Raw genomic sequence first — 23,262 nt, 5'->3', positions numbered from 1 at the left:
ACGCCGAACGCATGCGCGCGGCGGGCCAGGCGCTCGTCGACCGGCATCCCAGCCTGCGTGCCGCCTTCGTCTACGACGACACCGGCGTCCCCGCTCAGATCATCGTCGACGACGCGCGGCTGCCCTTCGAGTCGACGGATCTGTCAGACCTCGACGAGCAGGAGGCGCAGCGGACGGCGCGCGATCTGGTCACGTCGGATCGGGAGACTCGCTTCCGTCTCGACCGGCCGCCGCTGATCCGGATGCGGCTGATCCGCTTCTCGGACGGCGCGTACCGTCTGGCGCTGACCAATCACCACCTCCTGCTGGACGGCTGGTCGCTGCCTCTGGTGCTGACCGACCTTCTGGCGCTGTACGGCGCCAACGGCAACGGCTCGGGCATGGCCGCCGCGCCGAGTTACCGCGCCTATCTCGACTGGCTGTCGGGCCAGGACCCGCAGGCCTCGCTGGACGCGTGGTCGCGGGCCCTCGCCGGCCTCGACGAGCCGACCGTCCTCGCCCCGCAGTCGAGCGAGCTCGCGATGCCGACGCCCGAGGAACTTCTTCTGGACCTCGACGAGGATGTCGAGGCGGCGCTCGCCGCCGCCGCCCGGACGCTCGGTGTCACGGTGAACACCGTGGTGCAGGCCGCGTGGGGTGTGCTCCTGGCCCGCCTGACCAGTCGCTCGGACGTCGTGTTCGGCGCCACGGTCTCCGGCCGGCCGCCGCAGCTGCCGGGCGTGGAATCCACCGTCGGTCTCTTCATCAACACCGTTCCGGTCCGGGTTCGGCTCGACCGCACCGAATCGATCCGCGATCTCCTGCGCCGGGTGCAGGTCGAGCAGGCCGACCTGCTCGACCACCACTACACCGGACTCACCGATATCCAGCGGGCGGCGGGTCTCGGCCCCCTCTTCGACACGTTGACCGTGTTCGAGTCCTACCCGATCGACCGCTCGGTGCTCGCCGACGTCGACGCGGTCGCGGGCATGAGAGTGGTGGACGTCGAAGTCAACGATGCCACCCACTACCCGTTGACACTGGTGGCGCTGCAGGACCCGCGACTGCGGTTCAAACTGAAGTTCCTGCCGACGGCGTTCAGCGCCGAGGCCGCCGACCGACTGCTGACGAGGCTGGTCCGGGTGCTGGCGACCGTCGCCGCGGACCTCGACCGACCGGTCGCGTCCATCGACGTCCTCGACGAGGGGGAACGCGCGGCCCTGGCACCGATGACCCGGATGCCGGCGTCCGTCTCGGACACCGGGTTCGACCTCTTCGACACGGTCCGCAACGAACACGCCGACCGCCCCGCGGTGCGGTTCGACGGCGAAGAACTGACCTACCGGGAACTGTCCGGCCGCGCGGCGCGACTGGCACGGGCACTGCTCGACCGCGGCGTCGGCCCGGAGAGCTTCGTCGCCCTCGCGCTGCCCCGTTCGCTCGACTCGGTGGTCGCGATGTGGGCGGTGCTCGAGTCCGGAGCGGCCTTCGTGCCGGTGGACCCGAGCTATCCGGCCGACCGCATCGAGCACATGCTGACCGACTCCGGTGCGAGTGTCGGCATCACCGTCGCCGCACACGCCGCCGATCTTCCCGATGAGAGCACCGACTGGCTCGTGCTCGACGACTCCGTGCTGCGGGTGGAACTGGTGGGCCGATCGGCCGAACCGGTCACCCCCGCCGAGCGCGGCGGGGCATGCCGCCCGGACCAGGCCGCGTACATGATCTACACCTCGGGCACCACGGGTCTGCCCAAGGGCGTCATCGTGCCGAGGCACGGTCTGGAGAGCTTCGCGCTCGAACAGCGCGAGCGCTACCGCGTCACGCCCGATTCGCGGGTGCTGCACGTCGCCTCACCGAGCTTCGACGCCTCCGTCCTGGAGTTCGTGATGGCCTTCGGTACCGGCGCGCTCCTGGTCGTCTCACCGCCGACCGTCTTCGGCGGCACCGAACTGAGCGACCTGATCACACGCGAATCACTGAGCCACGTCTTCCTCACACCGTCGGCGCTGGCCACCATGGACCCCGAGCGGTTGGGCGAGCGTCCCGAGATCCTGGTGCTCGGAGGCGAAGCCGTCTCCGACGACCTCGTCGCCCGCTGGGCTCCCGGCCGCCAGGTGTTCAACGCCTACGGTCCCACCGAGACCACCGTCGTGGCCGCCGGCACCGACGCGCTGGTCGCGGGACGCCCGGTGACCATCGGCGGACCGATCCGCGGCACCGGCCTGCTGGTGCTCGACGAGGATCTGCGTCCGGTGCCGGTGGGAGCGGTCGGCGAACTGTACGTGACCGGCGCCGGTCTGGCTCGCGGTTACCACGCGCAGGCGGCACTGACCGCCGCTCGTTTCGTGGCGAACCCGGTCGGTGCTCCCGGCGACCGGATGTACCGCACCGGCGATCTGGTGCGGCCGAACGCCGACCTCGAACTGGAGTACATCGGCCGTTCGGACTTCCAGGTCAAGGTGCGCGGCCTGCGCATCGAGCTCGGGGAGATCGACGCGGTCCTCGCCACTCATCCGGACGTCGACTTCGTCGCGACCCTCGGGGTGGACGACGAACGCGGACAGACACAGCTGGTGGCGTACGTGCGGCCGGTGGGCGGCCGCGACGTGGACACCGCCGAGCTGATCGACCATGCGGCCCGTTCCCTCACCGGATACATGGTGCCGTCGGCGATCGTGGTCCTCGACGAGGTGCCGCTGACTCCGGTGGGCAAACTGGACCGGCGTGCGCTCCCGAAGCCGGAGTTCGAGTTCGCGGTGTCCGAGTACGTGGCTCCGGTGACGCCGCCCGAGGAGATCGTGGCGGCGGCCTTCGCCGACGTGCTCGGCCTCGACCGCGTCGGCGCCACCGATGAGTTCTTCGACCTCGGCGGCAACTCGCTGATCGCCACGCGGGTCATCGCCCGGGTGAACGCCGAACTCGGCACCGACATCGGCGTCCGCGATCTGTTCGAGGCACCGACGGTGGCCGCACTCGCCCTACGCGCCGAACGGTCGGCCGCCGGGGCGGGCAGGCTCGCGCTCACGGCGATGGAGCGGCCCGCGCACATTCCGCTGTCGCTCGCGCAGCAGCGCATGTGGTTCCTCAACCGCTACGACCCGGCCTCGGGGAACTACAACGTTCCGCTCGCCATCCGTCTGACCGGAGAACTCGACGTCGACGCGCTGCGTGCCGCGGTGCGCGACGTGATCGAGCGCCACGAGTCGTTGCGGACGGTGTTCCCGGATTCCGACTCCGGCGCCTACCAACAGGTGCTCGACGCCTCGCAGGTCGCCTTCCGGCTCGATCCGATCGCGGTCTCGGAGGACGAACTCGCCTCGCGCGCACTGGAACTCGGTGCGACTGGCTTCGACGTGACCGCTCAGGTCCCGATCCGCACGGCGTTGTTCCGGATCAGCGACGACGTTCACGTCCTCGCTCTGGTGATGCACCACATCATCGCCGACGGTTTCTCGATGGCGCCGCTGGCGCGCGATCTGGTCATGGCGTACACCGCCCGGACCCGGTCGAGTTCACCCGGCTGGGCCCCGCTGGAGGTCCAGTACGCGGACTTCGCGATCTGGCAGCGCGCGATGCTCGGCGACGAGTCCGATCCGCACTCGGTCGCGGCCGCCCAGATCGGATTCTGGCGCGAGGAACTCGCCGGTGTCCCCGAACTCCTGGAACTTCCGGCCGACCGACCGCGGCCCGAGGTGGCCTCGGGATCGGGCGGGCGCACCCGCGTCCGGATCGACGGGGCCCTGCGCGCCCGAGTCGAAGACGCCGCACGGCGTCACGGCGCCACTCCGTTCATGACCCTGCACGCCGCGCTGGCCGTCCTGCTCGCACGCGTGTCGGGGGAGAGCGACATCAGCGTCGGCACCCCGGTCGCGGGCCGCGGTGAGCGGCTGCTCGACGACGTCGTCGGCATGTTCGTCAACACCCTCGTCCTGCGGACACGAGTCGACGGCGCCGATTCGTTCAGCGACCTGCTAGCGAAGGTCAAGCACACCGATCTGGAGGCCTTCGAGCACGCCGACGTGCCGTTCGAACGGCTCGTGGAGATCCTCAACCCGGCCCGATCCACCGCGCACGCCCCGCTGTACCAGGTGCAGTTCGCCCTGGAGAACTTCGAGACCCCGACAGTGGACCTTCCGGGCTTGACCGTGGAGGCCGAGGGCATCGAGACCACCGTCTCCAAGTTCGACCTCGAGGTCACCGTGACCGAGCGCGCCGCCGGCTACGACGTGACGTTCGTCTACGCGACCGATCTCTTCGACGAGGACACCGCCGCCGGGTACGCGGAGCGATTCGTCCGCGCCCTCGACGCGCTGATCGCGGCACCGGACCGGCCGGTCGGCGACGTGGACCTGTTGCGGCCTCGCGAGCACGAGTTGCTCGAATCGTGGACCGCTGGACCGCAGGCACCTGCGCGCGCGACGCTCGTCGAGCGGTTCGAGGAGCAGGCCGCCCGGACTCCGGACGCCGTCGCCCTGGTGACGGGCGATGAGGTCCTGACCTACGCGGAGTTCGCGGCACAGGTGCACCGCCTCGCGCGGGAACTCCTCGCGTCGGGCGTGCGACCGGGCGACCAGGTCGGTCTGGCGATGCGCCGGTCCCGTCACCTGGTGGTCGGCATGTACGCGATCCTGGCGGCGGGCGGCGCCTACGTCCCGCTCGACCCGGCCCACCCAGCCGAGCGCAACGCGCATGTGATCGACACCGCCGATCCGCGGCTGATTCTGACCACGTCCGCCGACTCGGCCGCGCTGCCCGTCGATCGCGAGCTGCTGCAGATCGACGGACTCGACCTGGGCGCACACCCGGACGGGCCGCTCACCGACGCCGAGCGCGGCGGTGTGCTGCGTCCCGAGTCGGCGGCGTACACGCTGTTCACCTCGGGTTCCACCGGGCTGCCGAAGGGCGTCACCGTGCCACATGCGGCGGCTGCCAATCAGCTCGACTCGATGCAGCGCGAATACCGTCTCACCGCAACCGATGTGGTGCTGCAGAAGACACCGATGACGTTCGACGCGTCCGTGTGGGAGTTCTTCTGGCCGCTTCAGGCGGGCGCACGACTGGTGCTGGCGGGGCCCGACGGTCATCGGGACCCGGCTCAGCAGGCGCAGTTGGCGGCCGAGCACTCGGTGACCGTGGTGCAGTTCGTGCCGTCGATGCTGCCGCTGGTGGTCGAGACCTTCGCCGAGCGCGCAGTGACCTCGTTGCGGCTGCTGTTCTCCGGCGGCGAGGTGCTGCCGGCATCGGTCGCAGAAGACGTCATGGAACGCCTGCGCACCGAGGTGCACAACCTGTACGGCCCCACCGAGTCGGCGATGCAGGTGACGCGCCGCGCGGCCGGTGCCGGAGCCGGTTCGGTGCCCATCGGTTCGCCCGTCGAGGGCGTGCGCGTGCACGTGCTCGACACCCGGCTGCGTCCGGTCCCGGTCGGCACGCCCGGCGAACTGTACCTCGCGGGCGCGCAGCTGGCTCGGGGCTACGCGGGCCGTCCCGACCTGACGGCCGAGCGATTCGTCGCCGCACCGTACGACGCGGCGGGCGAGCGGATGTACCGCACCGGCGACCTGGTCCGGTGGACCGCGGACGGCGAACTCGAGTTCCTCGGCCGCACCGACGACCAGGTGAAGCTGCGCGGCCTGCGCATCGAGCCGGGCGAGATCGAGGCGGCGCTGGCCGCCCATCCCGGAGTCGATCAGGCGGTGGTGACCCTGCACCACGGGGAGCACACCGGCGATGCGCTCGTCGCATACGTCTCGGCCGCTCCCGGTACCGAGCGGGTGACTCAGGAAGATCTGAAGTCTCATGTGTGCGCTCGGGTGCCCGGCTACATGGTGCCGTCGCTGTTCATCGTGCTCGACGAACTGCCCGTCGGTGCCAGCGGCAAGATCGACCGCCGTGCGCTCCCGGCACCGGAGCTGGTGCTCAGCGCCGGGGTGTACGTCCCTCCGCGCAACCCGGTCGAGGAGATCATCGCGACGATCTTCGCGGAGACGATCGGCGTCGAGCGCGTGGGTGCGACCGACGACTTCTTCGCCGTGGGCGGCAACTCGCTCGTCGCCACCCGGGTGATCGCGCGACTCAACGACGCGTTGGGCACCGACGTCGGAGTCCGCGAGATCTTCGAGGCCCCGACCGTCGCCGAACTCGCCGTGGTGGCCGAGCAGCGGACGGGTGCGGTACGGCCCAAGCTGGTGGCGCGCGAGCGCACCGAACCGGCACCGTTGTCGCTGGCTCAGCAGCGCATGTGGTTCCTGAACCGATTCGATCGGGATTCCGCGGCCTACAACATGCCCTTCGCCATCCGGTTGACCGGTGCGCTGGACGTGTCCGCGATGCGCGCGGCGATGCTCGACGTCTGCGAGCGTCACGAGGCCCTGCGCACCGTGTACCCCGATTCCGCCGACGGACCCCGACAGGTGGTGCTGCCGGTGCGAGATGTGGCGGCGACCGCCGACCTCGTCGAGGTGGCGGTCGCGGAGGCCGACCTCGAAGCGGAAGTCGTCGCGCTCGCGACGGCACCCTTCGACGTCACCGCCGCACCGCCGGTCCGCGTGCACCTGTTGGCCGTGGGCCCCGACGAACACGTCTTGGTCTTCGTCCTGCACCACATCGCCTTCGACGGGTGGTCGTCGGCTCCGCTGGCCCGCGATCTGATGATCGCGTACGTCGCACGGACCGCCGGACAGCCGCCGGAGTGGTCGCCGCTGCCCGTGCAGTACAGCGACTTCGCCGTCTGGCAGCGGGAACTGCTCGGCGACGAGAACGATCCGGCATCGCTGGCCGCGCAGCAGCTGGCCTACTGGCGCGCCGAACTCGCCGATCTTCCCGACGTGCTGGAGCTGCCGACCGATCGGCCGCGGCCGGCACAGCAGTCGTTCCGAGGCGGAGACGTCGCCTTCACCTTGAGCCCCGAACTGCATGCGGCGCTGCTCGAGGTGGCTCGCTCCACCGACACGACGCTCTTCATGGTGGTCCATGCGGCACTGTCGGCGCTGCTCGGACGACTCTCGGGCAGTGACGACATCGCGATCGGCACGCCGATCGCCGGCCGCGGTGAAGCCGCGCTCGACGATGTGGTCGGCATGTTCGTCGGCACCCTGGTGCTGCGCACGGAGATCGACGAGAACGCGGCCTTCACCGATCTGCTGGCGCAGGTGCGCGAGCGAGACCTGGGTGCCTTCACCAACACCGAGATCCCGTTCGAGCGTCTCGTGGACGCGCTCAACCCGACCCGGTCCGCGGCGTACCACCCGCTGTTCCAGGTCTCACTGTGGTTCCAGAACATCGCGCGCGCCGAGCTGGAGCTTCCCGGGCTCACCGTCTCCCCCGCCGAGTTCGAGACCGGTCTGTCGCGGTTCGACCTGCAACTCACCGTGACCGACCGGACCGACGCCGAAGGCGCGCCGGGGGAGATCGACGTGGTGCTCACCTACGCCGAGGATCTGTTCGACAGGTCGACGGCGGAGCGTTTCGGCGACCGATTCACGTCGGTGCTGACACAGGTGGCGGCCGATCCCGCGGTGGTGGTCGGCGACATCCCGATCATCGGCGACCAGGAGCGGACCCGGGTCCTGGAGACCTGGAACGCCACCGATCACCGGATCGAATCCATCGATGCGGACAGCGACACGCTCGTGTCCCTCTTCGACGCGCAGGTGGCGCGATCGCCCGAAGCCACCGCCCTCGTATACGAGGGCGAGCAGATCACGTACGCGGAGTTCGACGCGCGAGCCAACCGTCTGGCACGGCATCTCATCTCGATGGGTGTCGGTCCGGAGTCGTTGGTCGGCCTGTCGATCCGCCGTTCGATCGATCTGCTCGTCGGCATGTACGGCATCCTCAAGGCCGGCGGCGCCTACGTGCCGCTCGATCCGGACCACCCCGCGGAGCGCAACGGATACGTTCTGGAGAGCGCCTGCCCGGTGACGGTCGTGACCACGACCGCCGACTCCGGAGCGGTCCCCGCGGACGTGCCGACGCTCGAGATCGACGTCCTCGACCTGTCCGGCGTCGCGGGCACCCCGGTGACCGACGCGGACCGCCGTTCGCCGCTGCGCCCGCAGAATCCGGCGAACCTGATCTACACCTCCGGCTCCACCGGCCGTCCCAAGGGCATCGCGGTGCCGCATGCCGGTCTGGTCAATCAGCTGTGCTGGATGCAGGGCGAATACCAGCTGACCGCCGACGACGCGGTGATGCTCAAGACCCCGATGACCTTCGACGTCTCCGTGTGGGAGTTCTTCTGGACCCTGCAGACCGGTGCCCGCCTCGTCATCGCCCGTCCGGACGGCCACCGGGACCCCGAGTACCTGTCGACGCTGATGCGCGAGCAGAACGTCACCGTGGTCCAGTACGTCCCGTCGATGCTGGCGATGTTCGTGTCGAGCTCGTCCGCGCGGATCCCCGACACCGTCCGCGCCGTGATCGCGATCGGCGAGGCGCTGCCGATCGAGACCGCCGAGGCCTTCCGCGAACTCTCCGCCGCGCCGCTGGACAACCTGTACGGACCCGCGGAGGCGTCGCTGGCCGTCACCTACTGGCGTCACACCGAAGCCGACCAGGGCGTGGTCCCGATCGGCGTCCCGATGTGGAACACCCGCCTGTACGTGCTCGACTCGCGCCTGCAGCCGGTGCCTCCGGGCGTCGCGGGAGAGCTGTACCTGTCGGGCGTCCAGCTGGCGCGCGGCTATCACGGTCGTCCCGACCTGTCGGCGGACCGGTTCGTCGCCGATCCGTTCGGCGCCCCGGGCGAGCGGATGTACCGCACCGGCGACCTGGTCCGGCACCGCGCCACCCCGGACGCCGACGACGCGGGGGTCCTCGAGTACATCGGCCGCACCGACTTCCAGGTCAAGGTGCGCGGAAACCGCATCGAGCTCGGCGAGATCGAGGCGGCCCTGCTGTCCGCGCCCGGCGTCACGCAGGCGGTGGTGCTGGTGCGCCACGACCCGCACACCGGCGACCAGCTGGTCGGCTACGTGGTGGCGCCCGCGGACGTGACCGGCGAGTCGGTCGCGGCGCATGCGGCGGGATCGCTGCCCTCGTACATGGTCCCGGCGGCCGTGGTGGTGATGGACGAGTTCCCCCGGAACAGCAGCGACAAGCTGGACCGGAAGGCGCTGCCCGAGCCGTCCTTCGACCTGCTCGCCGCCGAGTACGTGTCTCCGCGCGACCCGGTCGAGGAGATCATCGCGGGCGTTTTCGCCGGCGTCCTCGGTCTGCCGCGGATCAGCGTCGAGGAGAGCTTCTTCGACGCCGGCGGCAACTCTCTGATCGCGACCCGAGTGATCTCGCAGGTCAGCGACGCACTCGGCGTCGACCTCGGGGTACGCGACCTGTTCGACGCGCCGACGGTCGCCCAACTGGCCGCCCGCGTGGAGCAGAGCGGGGGCGCTTCGCGGCCCGCACTGACCCGGGCCGACCGCGGCGACACCGCACCGCTGTCGCTGGCACAGCAGCGGATGTGGTTCCTCAACCGGTTCGATCCGGCCTCGCCGGCCTACAACCTCCCCCTGCCGGTCCGGATGACCGGTCCGCTCGATGAGCCCGCTCTGCAGGCCGCAGTCCGCGACCTCCTCGACCGGCACGAGTCGCTGCGGACCCGGTTCCCCGACTCCGACAGCGGTCCGTACCAGCAGATCCTGCCGGTCGGCGACGCGGTGCCCGACCTGCGCCCGATCGAGGTCACCCGGGACGGCGTGCAGCAGGCGGTCGCGAAGGCCGTCATGACCGGATTCGACGTCACCGCCGAGGTGCCGCTGCGGGTTCGGCTGCTCCGGGTCACCGACGGTGACCCGCGCGGCGAGCACGTGCTCGTCCTGGTGCTTCACCACATCTCCGGCGACGGTCTGTCGATGGCGCCGCTGGTGCAGGACGTGATGGTGGCCTACGGCGCGCGGGCGGCCGGCGAGCAGCCGGCCTGGGCGCCGCTGGAAGTGCAGTACGCCGATTACGCGATCTGGCAGCGCGACGTGCTCGGCGATCCCGCGGACTCCTCGTCAGTGGCCGCCGCCCAGATCGATTACTGGCGCGAGACCCTCGCCGGGCTGCCCGACCGCCTCGAACTGCCCACCGATCACGAACGCCCGCAGGTGCAGTCGATGCGCGGCGCCATCCATCGCACCCCGATCGGCGCCGAGCTCTACTCCGCGATCGGCGCGTACGCCCGCGCCCGGGGCGTCACGCCGTTCATGGTCCTGCACGCCGCCTATGCGACCGTCTTGGCCGGGTTGACGGGTACCGCGGACATCGCTGTCGGCACCCCCGTCGGCGGTCGTGGCACGCGTGCGCTCGACGACCTGATCGGCATGTTCGTCAACACGCTCGTGCTGCGCACCCGGGTGCGTCCGGACGAGAGCTTCGATGCGCTCGTGGCTCAGGTCCGCGCCGCGGACCTCGCGGCCTTCGAGCACGCCGAGGTCCCGTTCGAGCAGCTGGTCGAGGTTCTCGACGTCACGCGCTCCACCGCGCATTCGCCGCTGTTCCAGGTGGCGCTCGCACTGCAGTCCGAGGCCCCGACGAGCTTCGAGATGGCGGGGCTGGACGTCGAGGCCGTCGACGTCTCGACCGACACGGCCAACATCGATCTCCAGCTCACGGTGCGCGAGAACACCGAGGTCGGCGCCGAAGCCGTCTTCACCTACGCCGCCGATCTCTTCGACGAGCCGACCGTCGAGTCGTTCGGCGACCGCCTGGTCCGCATCCTGCGGGCAGCGGTCGAGGCTCCCGAGACCGCCGTCGGCGATCTTCCTCTCCTCGGCGACGCCGAGCGCGCCGACCTCGTGGACCGGCGCGGCGGGGACGCGGCGGAGCCGCGGACCCTCGCCGATCTGTTCGGCGCCACCGCCGGGCGGCACGCCGACCGCGTCGCTGTCGAGTTCGACGGGCAGAGCCTGACCTACGCCGAGCTCGCCGAGCGCTCCAACCGGCTGGCGCGACGGCTGATCGACCACGGTGCCGGCCCCGACACGGTGGTCGCCCTCGCCATGACCCGATCGATCGACGCGATGGTCTCGATCTGGGCCGTGGCGGCCGCCGGAGCGGCCTACCTGCCGATCGATCCGAAGCTGCCCGCCGACCGCATCACGCACATGGTCTCCGACTCCGGCTCGGTGATCGGTCTGACGCATTCGGCCACCGCCGACACCCTGCCGTCGCAGGCGCGGCCGGTCGACGGCTGGACCCTTCTCGACGACGCAGCGCTGGCGGAGGATCTGGCGGGCCGCTCGGGCGCACCGCTCACCGATGCGGACCGGCGTGCGCCGCTGACCGTCGACGACCTCGCCTACGTGATCTACACGTCCGGCACCACCGGTCTGCCCAAGGGCGTCGCGGTGCCGCACCGCGGGCTGTCGACGCTGGCCGACGACGTCGTCGGGTACTACGAGACCTATCCGGGCGCGCGGATGCTGCAGTTCGCGGCGATCAGCTTCGACGCCGCCGTCGGCGAGATCCTCGCGACCTTCTGCGCGGGTGCGACGATGGTCATCGCCCCGACCGACCTCTACGGCGGTGCCGAACTGGCGGGCTTCATCCGCGATCAGCGGATCACGTCCTTCGTCGGCGCGCCGAACGCGGTGCAGACGGTCGACGCGAGCGAACTCGACCTGGTGACCCGCGTGGTGGTGGGCGGCGACGTGTGTCCGCCGGAACTGGTCGCCCGCTGGGGCGGGAGGCTGCGCAACGCGTACGGGCCCACCGAGACCACCGTGATCGTCACGATGACCGATCCGCTCGCCGCGGGCGAGCCGATCACGATCGGCTCGGCGATGAGCGGCGTGCACACCCTGGTTCTCGACGACCGGCTGCGGCCGGTCCCGGTCGGGACGCCGGGCGAGCTGTACATCACCAACGCCGGCCTCGCGCGCGGCTACCTCGGCCGGCGCGGTCTCACCGCCGAGCGGTTCGTCGCGAACCCGTACGCGGTGGGGAAGCGGATGTACCGCACCGGCGACGTGGTGCGCTGGACCGCAGACGGCGAACTCGCCTACATCGGCCGATCCGACTTCCAGCTGCAGATCCGCGGCTTCCGCGTCGAACTCGGCGAGATCGACGCCGCGCTCACCTCGCACCCCGACGTGGCCTTCGCCGTCACGTTGGGTGTCCCCGGACCGGCCGGCGACACCGTGCTGGTCGGCTACGTCCAGCCGGTGGCCGGAGCTGTCGTCGACACCGATGCGCTGGCGGCGCACGCCGCGCACCGGCTGCCGCCGTACATGGTCCCCGCGGTCATCATGGTGATCGACGAGGTGCCGTTGACCCCGATCGGCAAGGTCGACCGCAAGGCGCTGCCCGCACCGGAGTTCACCCGCGCGGCGGTTCACGTCGCGCCGGTGGGCGAGGTGGAGGTCGGCGTGGCCGAGGTGGTCGGCCGGGTGCTCGGTGCCGAGCGCGTCGGCGCCACCGACGACTTCTTCGACCTCGGCGGCAACTCGCTGATCGCGACGCGCGTCGTCGCGCAGATCAACGCCGAGTTCGGCTCCGACCTGGGAGTGCGGGATCTTTTCGAGGCACGGACCGTCGCCGAACTCGCCACCCGCGTGTCTCGAGGCTCGGCCGACGGCCGCCCGGCGCTGACGCCGCGTGAGCGGGCGGCGCGGGCACCGCTGTCTCTGGCGCAACAGCGAATGTGGTTCCTCAACCGGCTCGACCCCTCGTCGGCGGCGTACAACATCCCGCTGGCGGTCCGGCTCACCGGTGAGCTCGACGCCGATGCCTTCGGCGCCGCGCTGGGCGACGTGGTCGCGCGGCACGAGACGCTGCGCACCGTCTACCCCGATGCGGGGGACGGCGGGCACCAGCAGATCCTCGACGCGGAATCGGCGGGACTGGACCTGATCCGTGACCGGGTCGGCCCGGACGAGGTGGCGGGCCGCGTCGCGGCGCTGGCCACCGAAGGCTTCGACGTGACCGCCGAGGTCCCCATCCGCGCCGCTCTGCTGCGGGTGGCGGAACCGGGCGAGGACGTGACCGATCACGTCTTCGTGCTGGTCCTGCACCACATCGCGTCCGACGCGTCGTCGCTGGCACCGCTGGTCCGCGACGTCATCACCGCCTACACCGCCCGCGCAGCGGGTCACGCCCCGGACTGGGCGCCGTTGCCGGTGCAGTACGCCGACTACGCGATCTGGCAGCGTGAGCTCCTCGGAGACCTGGACGACCCGCACTCGCGCGGTGCACGCCAGCTGGCCTACTGGACCAAGGCGCTCGCCGGGCTCCCCGATCAGCTCGACCTGCCCACCGACCGGTCGCGCCCGGCGCGTCCGTCGATGCGCGGTGGCCGTGTGGAGTTCACCATCGACGGTGAAGTGCATCGCGCGGTCACCGAGATCGGTCGCGCGCACGGCGCGTCGACGTTCATGGTGATGCATGCGGCGCTCTCGGTGCTGCTGGCCCGACTGTCGGCCACCACCGACATCGCGATAGGCACCGCGGTCGCCGGCCGCGGGGAACCCGAACTCGACGGGCTCGTCGGCATGTTCGTCAACACCCTGGTCCTGCGCACCGTGGTGGAGCCCGAAGTCGACTTCGCCGGTGTCCTCGCTCAGACGCGCGCCACCGACCTGGCCGCGTTCGGGCACACCGAACTGCCCTTCGAGCGTCTGGTCGAGGCGATCAGCCCCACCCGCTCGCAGTCGCACCATCCGCTGTTCCAGGTGGCGCTCGACTTCCAGAATGCGGGCGAGGTCGCGGTGGAGCTGCCGGGCCTGGCCATCGCGCCGGAGCAGATCAGCGCCGACGTCGCGAAGTTCGACCTGCAGCTGACGGTCGCCGAGACCGTCGACGAATCGGGTACTCCGGCCGGGATGCGGGCCTCGTTCGACTACGCCACCGACCTCTTCGACGCGTCGACCGTCCAGGTCTTCGCGGAGCGGCTCGTGCGCATCCTGTCGACCGTGGTCGTGGACCCGACGGTGCCGATCGGCGACGTCCCGATCCTGTCGCCGACCGAGAGCGACGAGTTGAGCGCGGTCGCCGGCCCGGCGTCCGTGGCGCCCCGCACCTTCCCGCAGATCCTGGCCGACGCCGTCGCCGACGATCCGAACCGGATCGCGGTGGAGGAGGGCTCCGCGGCGCTCACCTATCGTCAGCTCGACGAGCGGTCGAACCAGCTGGCCCGGCTGCTGGCCGAGCGCGGCATCGGCACCGGCGATTACGTCGCGGTCGCCATGCCGCGATCGATCCGCACCGCGACTGCCGTCTGGGCGATCGTCAAGACCGGCGCGGCGTTCCTGCCGATCGATCCGAGCTATCCGGCCGACCGCATCGCGCACATGCTGACCGATTCGGGTGTACGGATCGGTCTCACGACGTCGACCGAGCGTCCCGAGCTCTCCGGTGAGGTCGACTGGATCGTCTTCGACGAGATCGATGCGCTGCTGGCGGCCGAGTCGGTCGCCGAGGTGACCCCGGTGCGCCGCATGCGCGTGGACTCGCCGGCCTACGTCATCTACACCTCCGGGTCCACCGGTCTGCCCAAGGGCGTCGTGGTGACCCATCGGGGACTGGCGAACCTGGTCGCGGAGCAGCGCGCGCACATGCAGCTGGTCCCCGGCTCGCGGTCGCTGCAGTTCGCGTCACCGAGTTTCGACGCCTCGGTGTTCGAGATGATGATGGCCTTCGGCAGCGCGTCGACGATGGTCGTCGCGCCCGCGGGGCTGCTGGGCGGCGTGGAACTGTCGGACTTCCTGCGCGCGAACCGGGTGACCCACGCCTGCATCACGCCGGCCGCGCTGGCCGCGGCCGATCCGCAGGGACTGGACGACCTGCGCGTGCTGGCCGTGGCGGGCGACGCCTGCCCGCCCGAACTCGTGGCCCGCTGGGCACCCGAGCGCACCATGCTGAACCTGTACGGACCCACCGAGACCACCGTCTGGTGCACGGTGTCCGAGCCCCTGCGTGCGGGTGCGCCGATCACGATCGGCGCACCGACGCGCGGCTTCCGGCTGACCGTGCTCGACGGCCGCCTCCGGCCGGCTCCGGTGGGAGTGGCCGGTGAGCTCTACCTCGCCGGACCGGCCTTGGCCGCCGGCTACCACGATCGCGCCGGGCTGACCGCCGAGCGATTCGTCGCGAACCCGTTCAGCGAGGGCGAGCGGATGTACCGCACCGGCGACGTGGTCCGGTGGACGCGCGACGGGCGGCTCGAGTACGTCGGCCGCTCGGACTTCCAGGTCAAGGTCCGCGGCTTCCGCATCGAACTCGGCGAGATCAGCGGCGCGCTCTCGTGCCACGACAGCGTCGGATTCGTCACCACGGAGGGCGTCACCGCACCCGACGGCGGCACCGCGCTGGTGTCGTACGTGCTGCCCGCTCCCGGACACGTGGTCGACGAGGTCGCGCTGAAATCGTTCGCGGCGGAGTTCCTGCCCGCGTACATGGTTCCCGCTCAGGTCGTCGCACTCGACGAGGTCCCGCTCACGCCTGCGGGCAAGCTGGACCGCCGGGCACTGCCCGCGCCGTCGTTCACCATCGAGGAGGGCGACTACCAGGCGCCCCGCAGCCTCACCGAGGAGATCGTCGCAGGCGTCTTCGCCGAGGTCCTCGGCCTCGAGCGCGTCAGCGTCAGCAGCGGGTTCTTCGACCTCGGCGGCAACTCGCTGTCGGCGACGAAGGTCACCGCGCGCGTCGGCGCGGCGCTCGGCGTGCGCGTCGGGGTCCGCGACCTGTTCGACGCCCCGACGGTGGCCGAGTTCGCCGCCCATCTGGAGACGGCGACCGCCGACGAGCGGCCTCCGCTCACGGCCCGCCCGCGTCCGGATCGGATTCCGCTGTCGCTGGCCCAGCGCCGGATGTGGTTCCTCAATCAGTTCGACACGGAGTCGGCCGCGTACAACGTGCCCCTGGCCGTGCGGTTGAGCGGCGAACTCGACGTCGCCGCCCTCGAACAGGCAGTGGAGGACGTGCTCGCGCGTCACGAGGTGCTCCGCACCGTGTACCCGGACTCCGCCGACGGTCCCTACCAGGAGATTCTCCCGGCCTCTCGCGTGGACATCACGCCGATCCCGGTGACCGAGGCCGAGGTCGTCGCGCGCGCGGTCGACCTGATCTCCGAGGGCTTCGACGTGACCGCGCGGCCGCCGGTGCGGATCGCGCTGCTGGAGCAGAGCCCCCGCGAGCACGTGCTCGTGGTCACCATGCACCACATCACGGCCGACGGTGCGTCGGTCGCGCCCCTCGCCCGCGACATCATGGTCGCGTACACCGCGCGTGCCGCCGGTGCGGCGCCGCAGTGGTCGCCGTTGCCGGTCCAGTACGCCGACTACGCGCTCTGGCAGGGCGAGACGCTCGGCGACGTGGACGATCCGGAGTCACTGCTGGGGCGCCAGCGCGATTACTGGACCGATCGCCTCGCCGGTCTGCCCGAGGTGCTGGACCTGCCGATGGACCGGCCGCGTCCGGCGGTCCAGTCGACGGCCGGTGCGGGCAGCCCGTTCACGATCGACGCCCGCCTGCACAGGCGGCTCCTCGAGGTCGCGGAGGCGCACGACGCGACCCTGTTCATGGTGCTGCACGCGGCCTTCGCCGCGCTGCTGTCCCGGTTGGGCCGCGAATCCGACATCGCGATCGGCACGCCCGTGGCCGGGCGCGGCGAGCAGTCACTCGACGAGTTGGTCGGCGTGTTCGTCAACACCCTGGTGCTGCGTACCCGCGTCGACGGCGGTGCGAGCTTCGCCGACCTGCTGGCGCAGGTCCGGCAGAACGATCTCGCCGCGTTCACCCACGCCGACATGCCCTTCGAGCAACTCGTCGACGTGCTGGCGCCGTCGCGGTCGACGGCGGTCTCGCCGCTGTTCCAGGTGATGTTCACCATGCAGAACAACGCCCCGGCGAGCTTCGACCTGCCGGGTCTGTCGGTGAGCGGACTCACCTCCGACTTCGATGTCGCCAAGTTCGATCTGCAGCTGACCGTGACCGACCGGCGGGACGCCGACGGGTCGCCCGCCGATCTGCCCGCGACGTTCAGCTACGCCACGGCGCTGTTCGACCGGACGACCGTCGAACGCTTCGCCGAGGCCTACCTCGCGGTCCTGCACGGGATCTGCGACGACGCCGACCGCATCGTCGGCGACGTGCCCGTCACCTCCGCGCAGGACCGAGCCGACCTGGCCGCGGTCAACACGACCGCTGCTCCGGTGGAACCGGGCACGCTCGCGGGAGTGTTCGCCGCGCAGGCCGCGCGCACTCCGGACGCCACGGCGCTGGTGTTCGGCTCCGGCGCCTCCCGGCAGAGCCTCACCTACGCGGAGTTCGACGCCCGGACCAACGCGCTCGCACGGATGCTGATCGACGCGGGCGTGGGACCGGACGTCCCGGTGGCACTCGGCCTTCCGCGGTCGCTGGAACTGCTCACCGCGATGTACGCGATCGTCAAGGCCGGCGGCGCCTACGTCCCGGTCGATCCCGACCATCCCGCCGAGCGCACCCTGTACGTGCTCGACTCCGCCTCGCCCGCCGTGCTGCTGACGGCGTCGGACACCGACCTTCCCGCGCCCGACGGGTTGCCGGTGTGGACCGTCGACACGGTGGACCTCGACGGATGGTCGACAGCGCCGATCACCGATGCCGAGCGGTCGGCGCCGCTGCGCGGGACGAACACCGCGTACGTCATCTACACCTCCGGTTCCACCGGCCGCCCCAAGGGCGTCGCGGTGCCGCATTCGGCGATCGTGAATCGCCTCGCCTGGATGCAGCACGAGTACGCGCTCACCCCGGACGACGTTGTGGCGCAGAAGACCCCCGCGACCTTCGACGTGTCGGTGTGGGAGTTCTTCTGGCCGCTGCAGGTGGGCGCGTCGCTCGTCATCGCGCAGCCGGACGGGCACCGCGACCCGCTGTACCTCGCCGAGCTGTTCGAGGCGGAGTCGGTCACCACCGCGCACTTCGTCCCGTCGATGCTGTCGGCGTTCACCGGGGCGGTGGCTCCGGGATCGGTCGGCTCGCTGCGCCAGGTGTTCTGCTCGGGCGAGGCACTGACGCCGCGGGCCGCGCAGGCCTTCGCGGCGTTGAGCGATGCGCGTCTGCACAACCTCTACGGCCCCACCGAGGCGGCCGTCGACGTCACCTACCACGAGGTCACCCCGGCCGACACGGCCGCCGTGCCGATCGGCGCCCCGGTGTGGAACACCGGAGTCCACGTCCTCGACGACCGTCTGCATCCGGTGCCGGTCGGCGTGGCAGGCGAACTGTATCTCGCCGGCGTGCAGCTGGCGCGCGGTTACGTGGGACGCGCGGACCTCACCGCCGACCGCTTCGTGGCGAACCCGGCGGCCGACGGGGAGCGGATGTACCGCACCGGCGACCTGGTCCGATGGGTCCGGACCGACGGCGGGCTGGAACTGGACTACATCGGCCGCACCGACTTCCAGGTCAAGCTTCGCGGTCTGCGCATCGAGCTCGGCGAGATCGAGGCGGCGCTGCTCGATCAGCCGACGGTCGCGCAAGCCGTCGTGGTGGTGCGCGAAGACGTTCCGGGCGCACAGCAGCTCGTCGGCTACGTCGTCGGCGACGTCGCGTCCGGTGAACTCGATGTCGACGCTCTCACCGAGGCGATCTCGGCTCGCCTGCCGGAGTACATGGTGCCCACGGTGCTGATGCCGCTCGACGAGTTCCCGTTGAACGCCTCGGGCAAGCTCGACCGCAAGGCGCTGCCCGCGCCCGACCGGACCGAGTCGGTCACGCAGTACCGCGCACCGGCCGACCGTGTCGAGACCGTGCTCTGCGATCTGGTCGCCGAACTGCTCGGTCTCGACCGCGTGGGTGTGGACGACTCCTTCTTCGCGCTGGGCGGCGACTCGATCATGGCCATTCAGCTGGTCTCGCGCGCCAAGCGCGAGGGCATCGTCCTGCGTCCGGCCCAGGTCTTCGAGCACCGCACCGTCGCCGCGCTGGCGCGGGTGGCCGCCGCCGAGGCCGCAGCCGGCCTGGACGAGCTGCCGGGAGGCGGGGTCGGCGAGGCACCGCTGACGCCGATCATGCACTGGATGATCGAAGACCTCCGTGCGTACGACGAGTTCTCCCAGGCCGTGCTCCTGACGCTCCCCGAGTCCGTCGAGGAGTCGGATCTGGCGGCCGCGATCGCCATGCTGCTCGACCACCACGACGTCCTGCGCGCCCGCCTCGTCACGAGTACCGGAACCGCTGCCGACGCCACCGGTCTGTCCATCGGCCCGGTGGGCTCGGTTCCGGCGGCCGGACTGCTGACCCGCGTCGACGTCGACGCCGCTCCCGGAACCGAGGCCTTCGCCGCGGCCGCGGAGGAACAGATGCGCCGCGCCGGTGCCCGGCTCGATCCGCGGTCCGGCGTGACGACCCAGTTCGTCTGGCTGCACCGCACCGACGGCGGGCGCGACCGTCTGCTGGTCCTGGCCCACCACCTCGTGGTGGACGGTGTCTCGTGGCGGTCGCTGGTTCCCGACCTCGCGCTGGCCTGGTACCGCGTCACCGAGGGGGCCACGGCGGAACTGTCGCCGGTGGCGACGTCGTTCCGCCGCTGGGCCCACGCCCTCGCCGAGGCCGCACCGTCGCGGGCCGGGGAACTCGAGTTCTGGCGTTCCACTCTGACCGGCGACGATCCCGCGCTGGGTGCGCGGTACGCCGACCCCGAGATCGACACCGTCGAGACCGTCGATGACCTGCGGATCGAGTTGCCGCCGCAGATCGCCGAGGCCGTCCTCGGCCGGGTACCGGGAACGGTCCACGGCTCGGCGACCGACTCCCTGATGACCGCGCTGGCACTGGCCGTCGCGGCGTGGCGAGCGGCGCGGGGAGTCCACGCCCCGAGCGCACTCGTCACGCTGGAGGGGCACGGCCGCGAAGAGCAGGCCGTCCCCGGCGCCGACCTGTCCGGCACGGTCGGCTGGTTCACCAGCTCGTACCCGGTGCGCGTCGACCTCTCGGGACTCGACGTCGACGACGCGCTGGCCGGTGGTCCGGCGGCCGGCGCCGCGCTCAAGCGGGTCAAGGAGCAGTTGCGCGCGGTGCCCGACAACGGCATCGGCTACGGCATGCTGCGCTATCTGACCGAGGAGGGGCGCTCGGCGCTCGCCGGACTGCGCACGCCGCAGATCGGCTTCAACTACCTCGGCCGCGTCTCCGCGGGCACCGGGACAGTCGACGACGCCCCGTGGCAGCTCGACGGCGACTCCGGAAGCCTGGGCGGCACGCGTGATGCCGCGATGGCCCTCCCGGCCGCGCTCGACATCAACGCCTCGGCGGTCGACTCCGCCGACGGCACGCGCCTGGGCGCCACTTTCTCCTACGCCACCGGTGTCTTCACCGCCGAACAGGTCCGCGAGATCGCAGATCTGTGGGTGGAGGCGCTCACGGCTCTGACCCGGTACGCGGACGCGCCCGGTGCCGGCGGTCTCACCCCGTCGGATCTGCCGCTGGTGCGGCTCGACCAGCGAGCCGTCGAGGCCGTCGAGGAGCGTCACGGCGACGTGGCCGACATCTGGTCGCTCTCGCCGCTGCAGGAGGGACTGCTCTTCCACGCGCAGTTCGCGGGTGACGAACTCGACGCCTACATGGTGCAGACCGTCCTCACGCTGGAGGGCGTGGTCGATCCCGCCCGCCTCCGCGCGGCGGGCGAGGCACTGCTGCGCAGGCATGCGAACCTCCGGGTCGCTTTCGACTCGATCGACGGACTGCCCGTCCAGGTGGTGCCCGCGGCCGTGAGGCTGCCGTGGGCCGAGGTGGACCTCCGGGCCGCCGCGGACCCGCAAGCGGCCTTCGACGATCTGCTGGCCGCCGACCGCCGGCGCGGCTTCGACATGGCGACGCCGCCGCTGCTGCGGTTCACCCTCGCCCGACTGGGCGAGTCCGACTACCGGATGCTCTCGACCAACCACCACGTCCTGTTGGACGGCTGGTCCACACCGCTGCTGCTCAAGGACCTGCTGTTCCTGTACGCGGCCTCCGGTGACGGCTCGGCGCTGCCCGTCGTCGGCGAGTACCGCGAGTTCCTCGTGTGGCTCTCGCACCGCGACCACCGGTCGTCGCTGACCGCCTGGGCCGCCGCGTTCGACGGACTCGACGAGCCGACACTCGTCGCCGGCGAGGCGACGGCGGCATCGGCCGACTCCGCCGACACCGAACGGCTGCTGCCCGCCGGGTTGACGTCCACCCTCGGCGCACTGGCGCGGGCTCACGGCATCACCCTCAACACCCTCGTCCAGGCGGCGTGGGGTCTGGTGCTGTCGGCGCAGACCGGTCGCAACGACGTCACCTTCGGTACCACCGTCTCCGGCAGGCCCGCGGACCTTCCGGGCGTGGAATCGATGATCGGCCTGTTCATCAACACCCTGCCCGTGCGTGTCACGGTGCGTCCGGGGGAGTCGGCGCAGGAGTTCCTGCGGCGCCTGCAGGCCGAACAGGCGGCACTGCTCGACCACCACTACCTGGGTCTCTCGGAGATCCAGCGCGCGGTGGGCGCGGGCGCGGGATTCGACACGCTGAGCGTCTTCGAGTCGTACCCGGTCGATTCCGAGGCCCTCGCGCAGGCCGCCGACATCGACGGCATGCGGGTCACCGGACTGCGCGGCATGGACTCCACCCACTACCCGCTGACGCTGGTGGCGAGTTCAGCCGACCGTCTCCACCTGCAGCTCAAGTACCTGACCGATCTGTACGACGCCGCCGCGGCGGAGACCGTGCTCGACCGCGTGGAGAGGGTGCTCACCGCATTCGCCGAAACGCCGGAGGCACCGATCGCGTCGATCGGCGTGCTGAGCGACGCCGAGCGTTCCGACGTGCTGGGACTGGGCTTCGTGCCCGGTGTCGCGCCCACGGCCGACACGCTGGCCGATGCGTTCGCCGCGCAGGCGGCGGCCCACGCCGACCGGACCGCCGTGGTCGCGGGCGGCGAGCGGCTGACCTATGCGGAACTGGCCGGACGGGTCGACCGTCTGGCCCGGGTGCTCATCGCCGAGGGCGTCGGGCCCGAGTCGCTGGTCGCGGTCGCCATGCCGCGGACGGCCGACCTGGCCGTGGCGTTGCTCGCGGTGGTCACCGCGGGCGGCGCATACGTGCCCGTCGACGTCACGTACCCGCAGGACCGGCTGTCGTACATGCTCGCCGACGCCCGTCCGACGGTGGTCGTGTCCACCGCCGCCGACGCGGAGTCCCTGCCCGCGCACGAACTGCCCGTCCTGCTGCTCGATTCGCCGGACCTCGCCGAGCGGATGGCGGCGCAGCCGGAGGGCCCGGTGACCGACGCCGACCGACTGGCACCGCTGCGCCCGCAGCATCCCGCGTACGTCATCTACACGTCGGGGTCCACCGGGCGACCCAAGGGCGTGGTGATTCCCCACGTCGACGTGCTGACGCTGATGGCCGACACCCAGCTCGACTTCGGCTTCGACGAGACCGACGTGTGGACCATGTTCCACAGCTACGCCTTCGACTTCTCCGTGTGGGAGCTGTGGGGCCCGCTGCTGCACGGCGGCGCCCTGGTGATCGTCGACTACCTGACCTCGCGTTCGCCGGACGAGTTCCTCGAACTGCTGCGTCGCGAGCGCGTCACGGTCCTCAACCAGACGCCGTCGGCCTTCTATCAGCTGGCCGAAGCCGACCGCGTAGCGGGCGCGGGGGAGGAGTCCGTTCCCGATCTGGCGCTGCGCTACGTCGTCTTCGGCGGCGAGGCGCTCGACCTCGCGCAGTTGGAGCGCTGGTACGAGCGGCACGACGACCAGGAGGTCGCGCTGGTCAACATGTACGGCATCACCGAGACCACGGTGCACGTCAGCTATCTGCCGCTCGACCGCGAGTTCGCCCGCGCGTCCAAGGCCAGCGTCATCGGGCGCGGACTGCCGGGCATGGGCGTCTACGTCCTCGACTCCCGGCTGCAGCCCGCACCGGTGGGCGTCGTCGGCGAGATGTACGTCCACGGCGGCCAGCTGGCGCGCGGCTATCTCGGCCGTCCCGACCTGTCGGCCGAGCGATTCGTGGCGGATCCGTTCGGTGCGCCCGGCGAACGCATGTACCGCTCCGGCGACCTGGCCCGCTGGAACGCCGACGGACAGCTGGAGTATCTGGGCCGCAGCGACTTCCAGGTGCAGTTGCGCGGATTCCGGATCGAACTCGGTGAGATCGAGTCCGCGCTGATGCGGTATCGCGGTGTGGCCGCCTCCGCGGTGGTCGTGCACACCGACGAGCACACCGGCGACCGCCTCGTCGGCTACGTGGTGCCCGAGGCCGGCGCCCACGTGGAGCCCGGCGCGGTGCTGGACCACGTCAGCGGATTCCTGGCCGCGTACATGGTCCCGTCGACGATCGTCGTGCTCG

The 23,262-nt window shown here is 71.2% G+C and carries 1 protein-coding gene (only partly in view); it reads left to right on the top strand.

Every position in this 23,262-nt window falls within one protein-coding gene, locus P5P27_RS15135, for a non-ribosomal peptide synthase/polyketide synthase (protein ID WP_278124798.1), read on the top strand. The gene is 43,284 nt long; 4,750 of those nucleotides lie to the left of the window and 15,272 to its right, leaving coding positions 4,751-28,012 in view — codons 1,584 (partial) to 9,338 (partial); the first complete codon in view begins at nucleotide 3. The start codon and the stop codon both lie outside this window.

The sequence above is a fragment of the Gordonia sihwensis genome, assembly GCF_029632925.1.
Taxonomy (GTDB): Bacteria; Actinomycetota; Actinomycetes; order Mycobacteriales; family Mycobacteriaceae; genus Gordonia; species Gordonia sihwensis.
The sequence above is the reverse complement of the archived record's forward strand: the minus strand, read 5'-3'. Positions and strand labels throughout refer to the sequence as shown.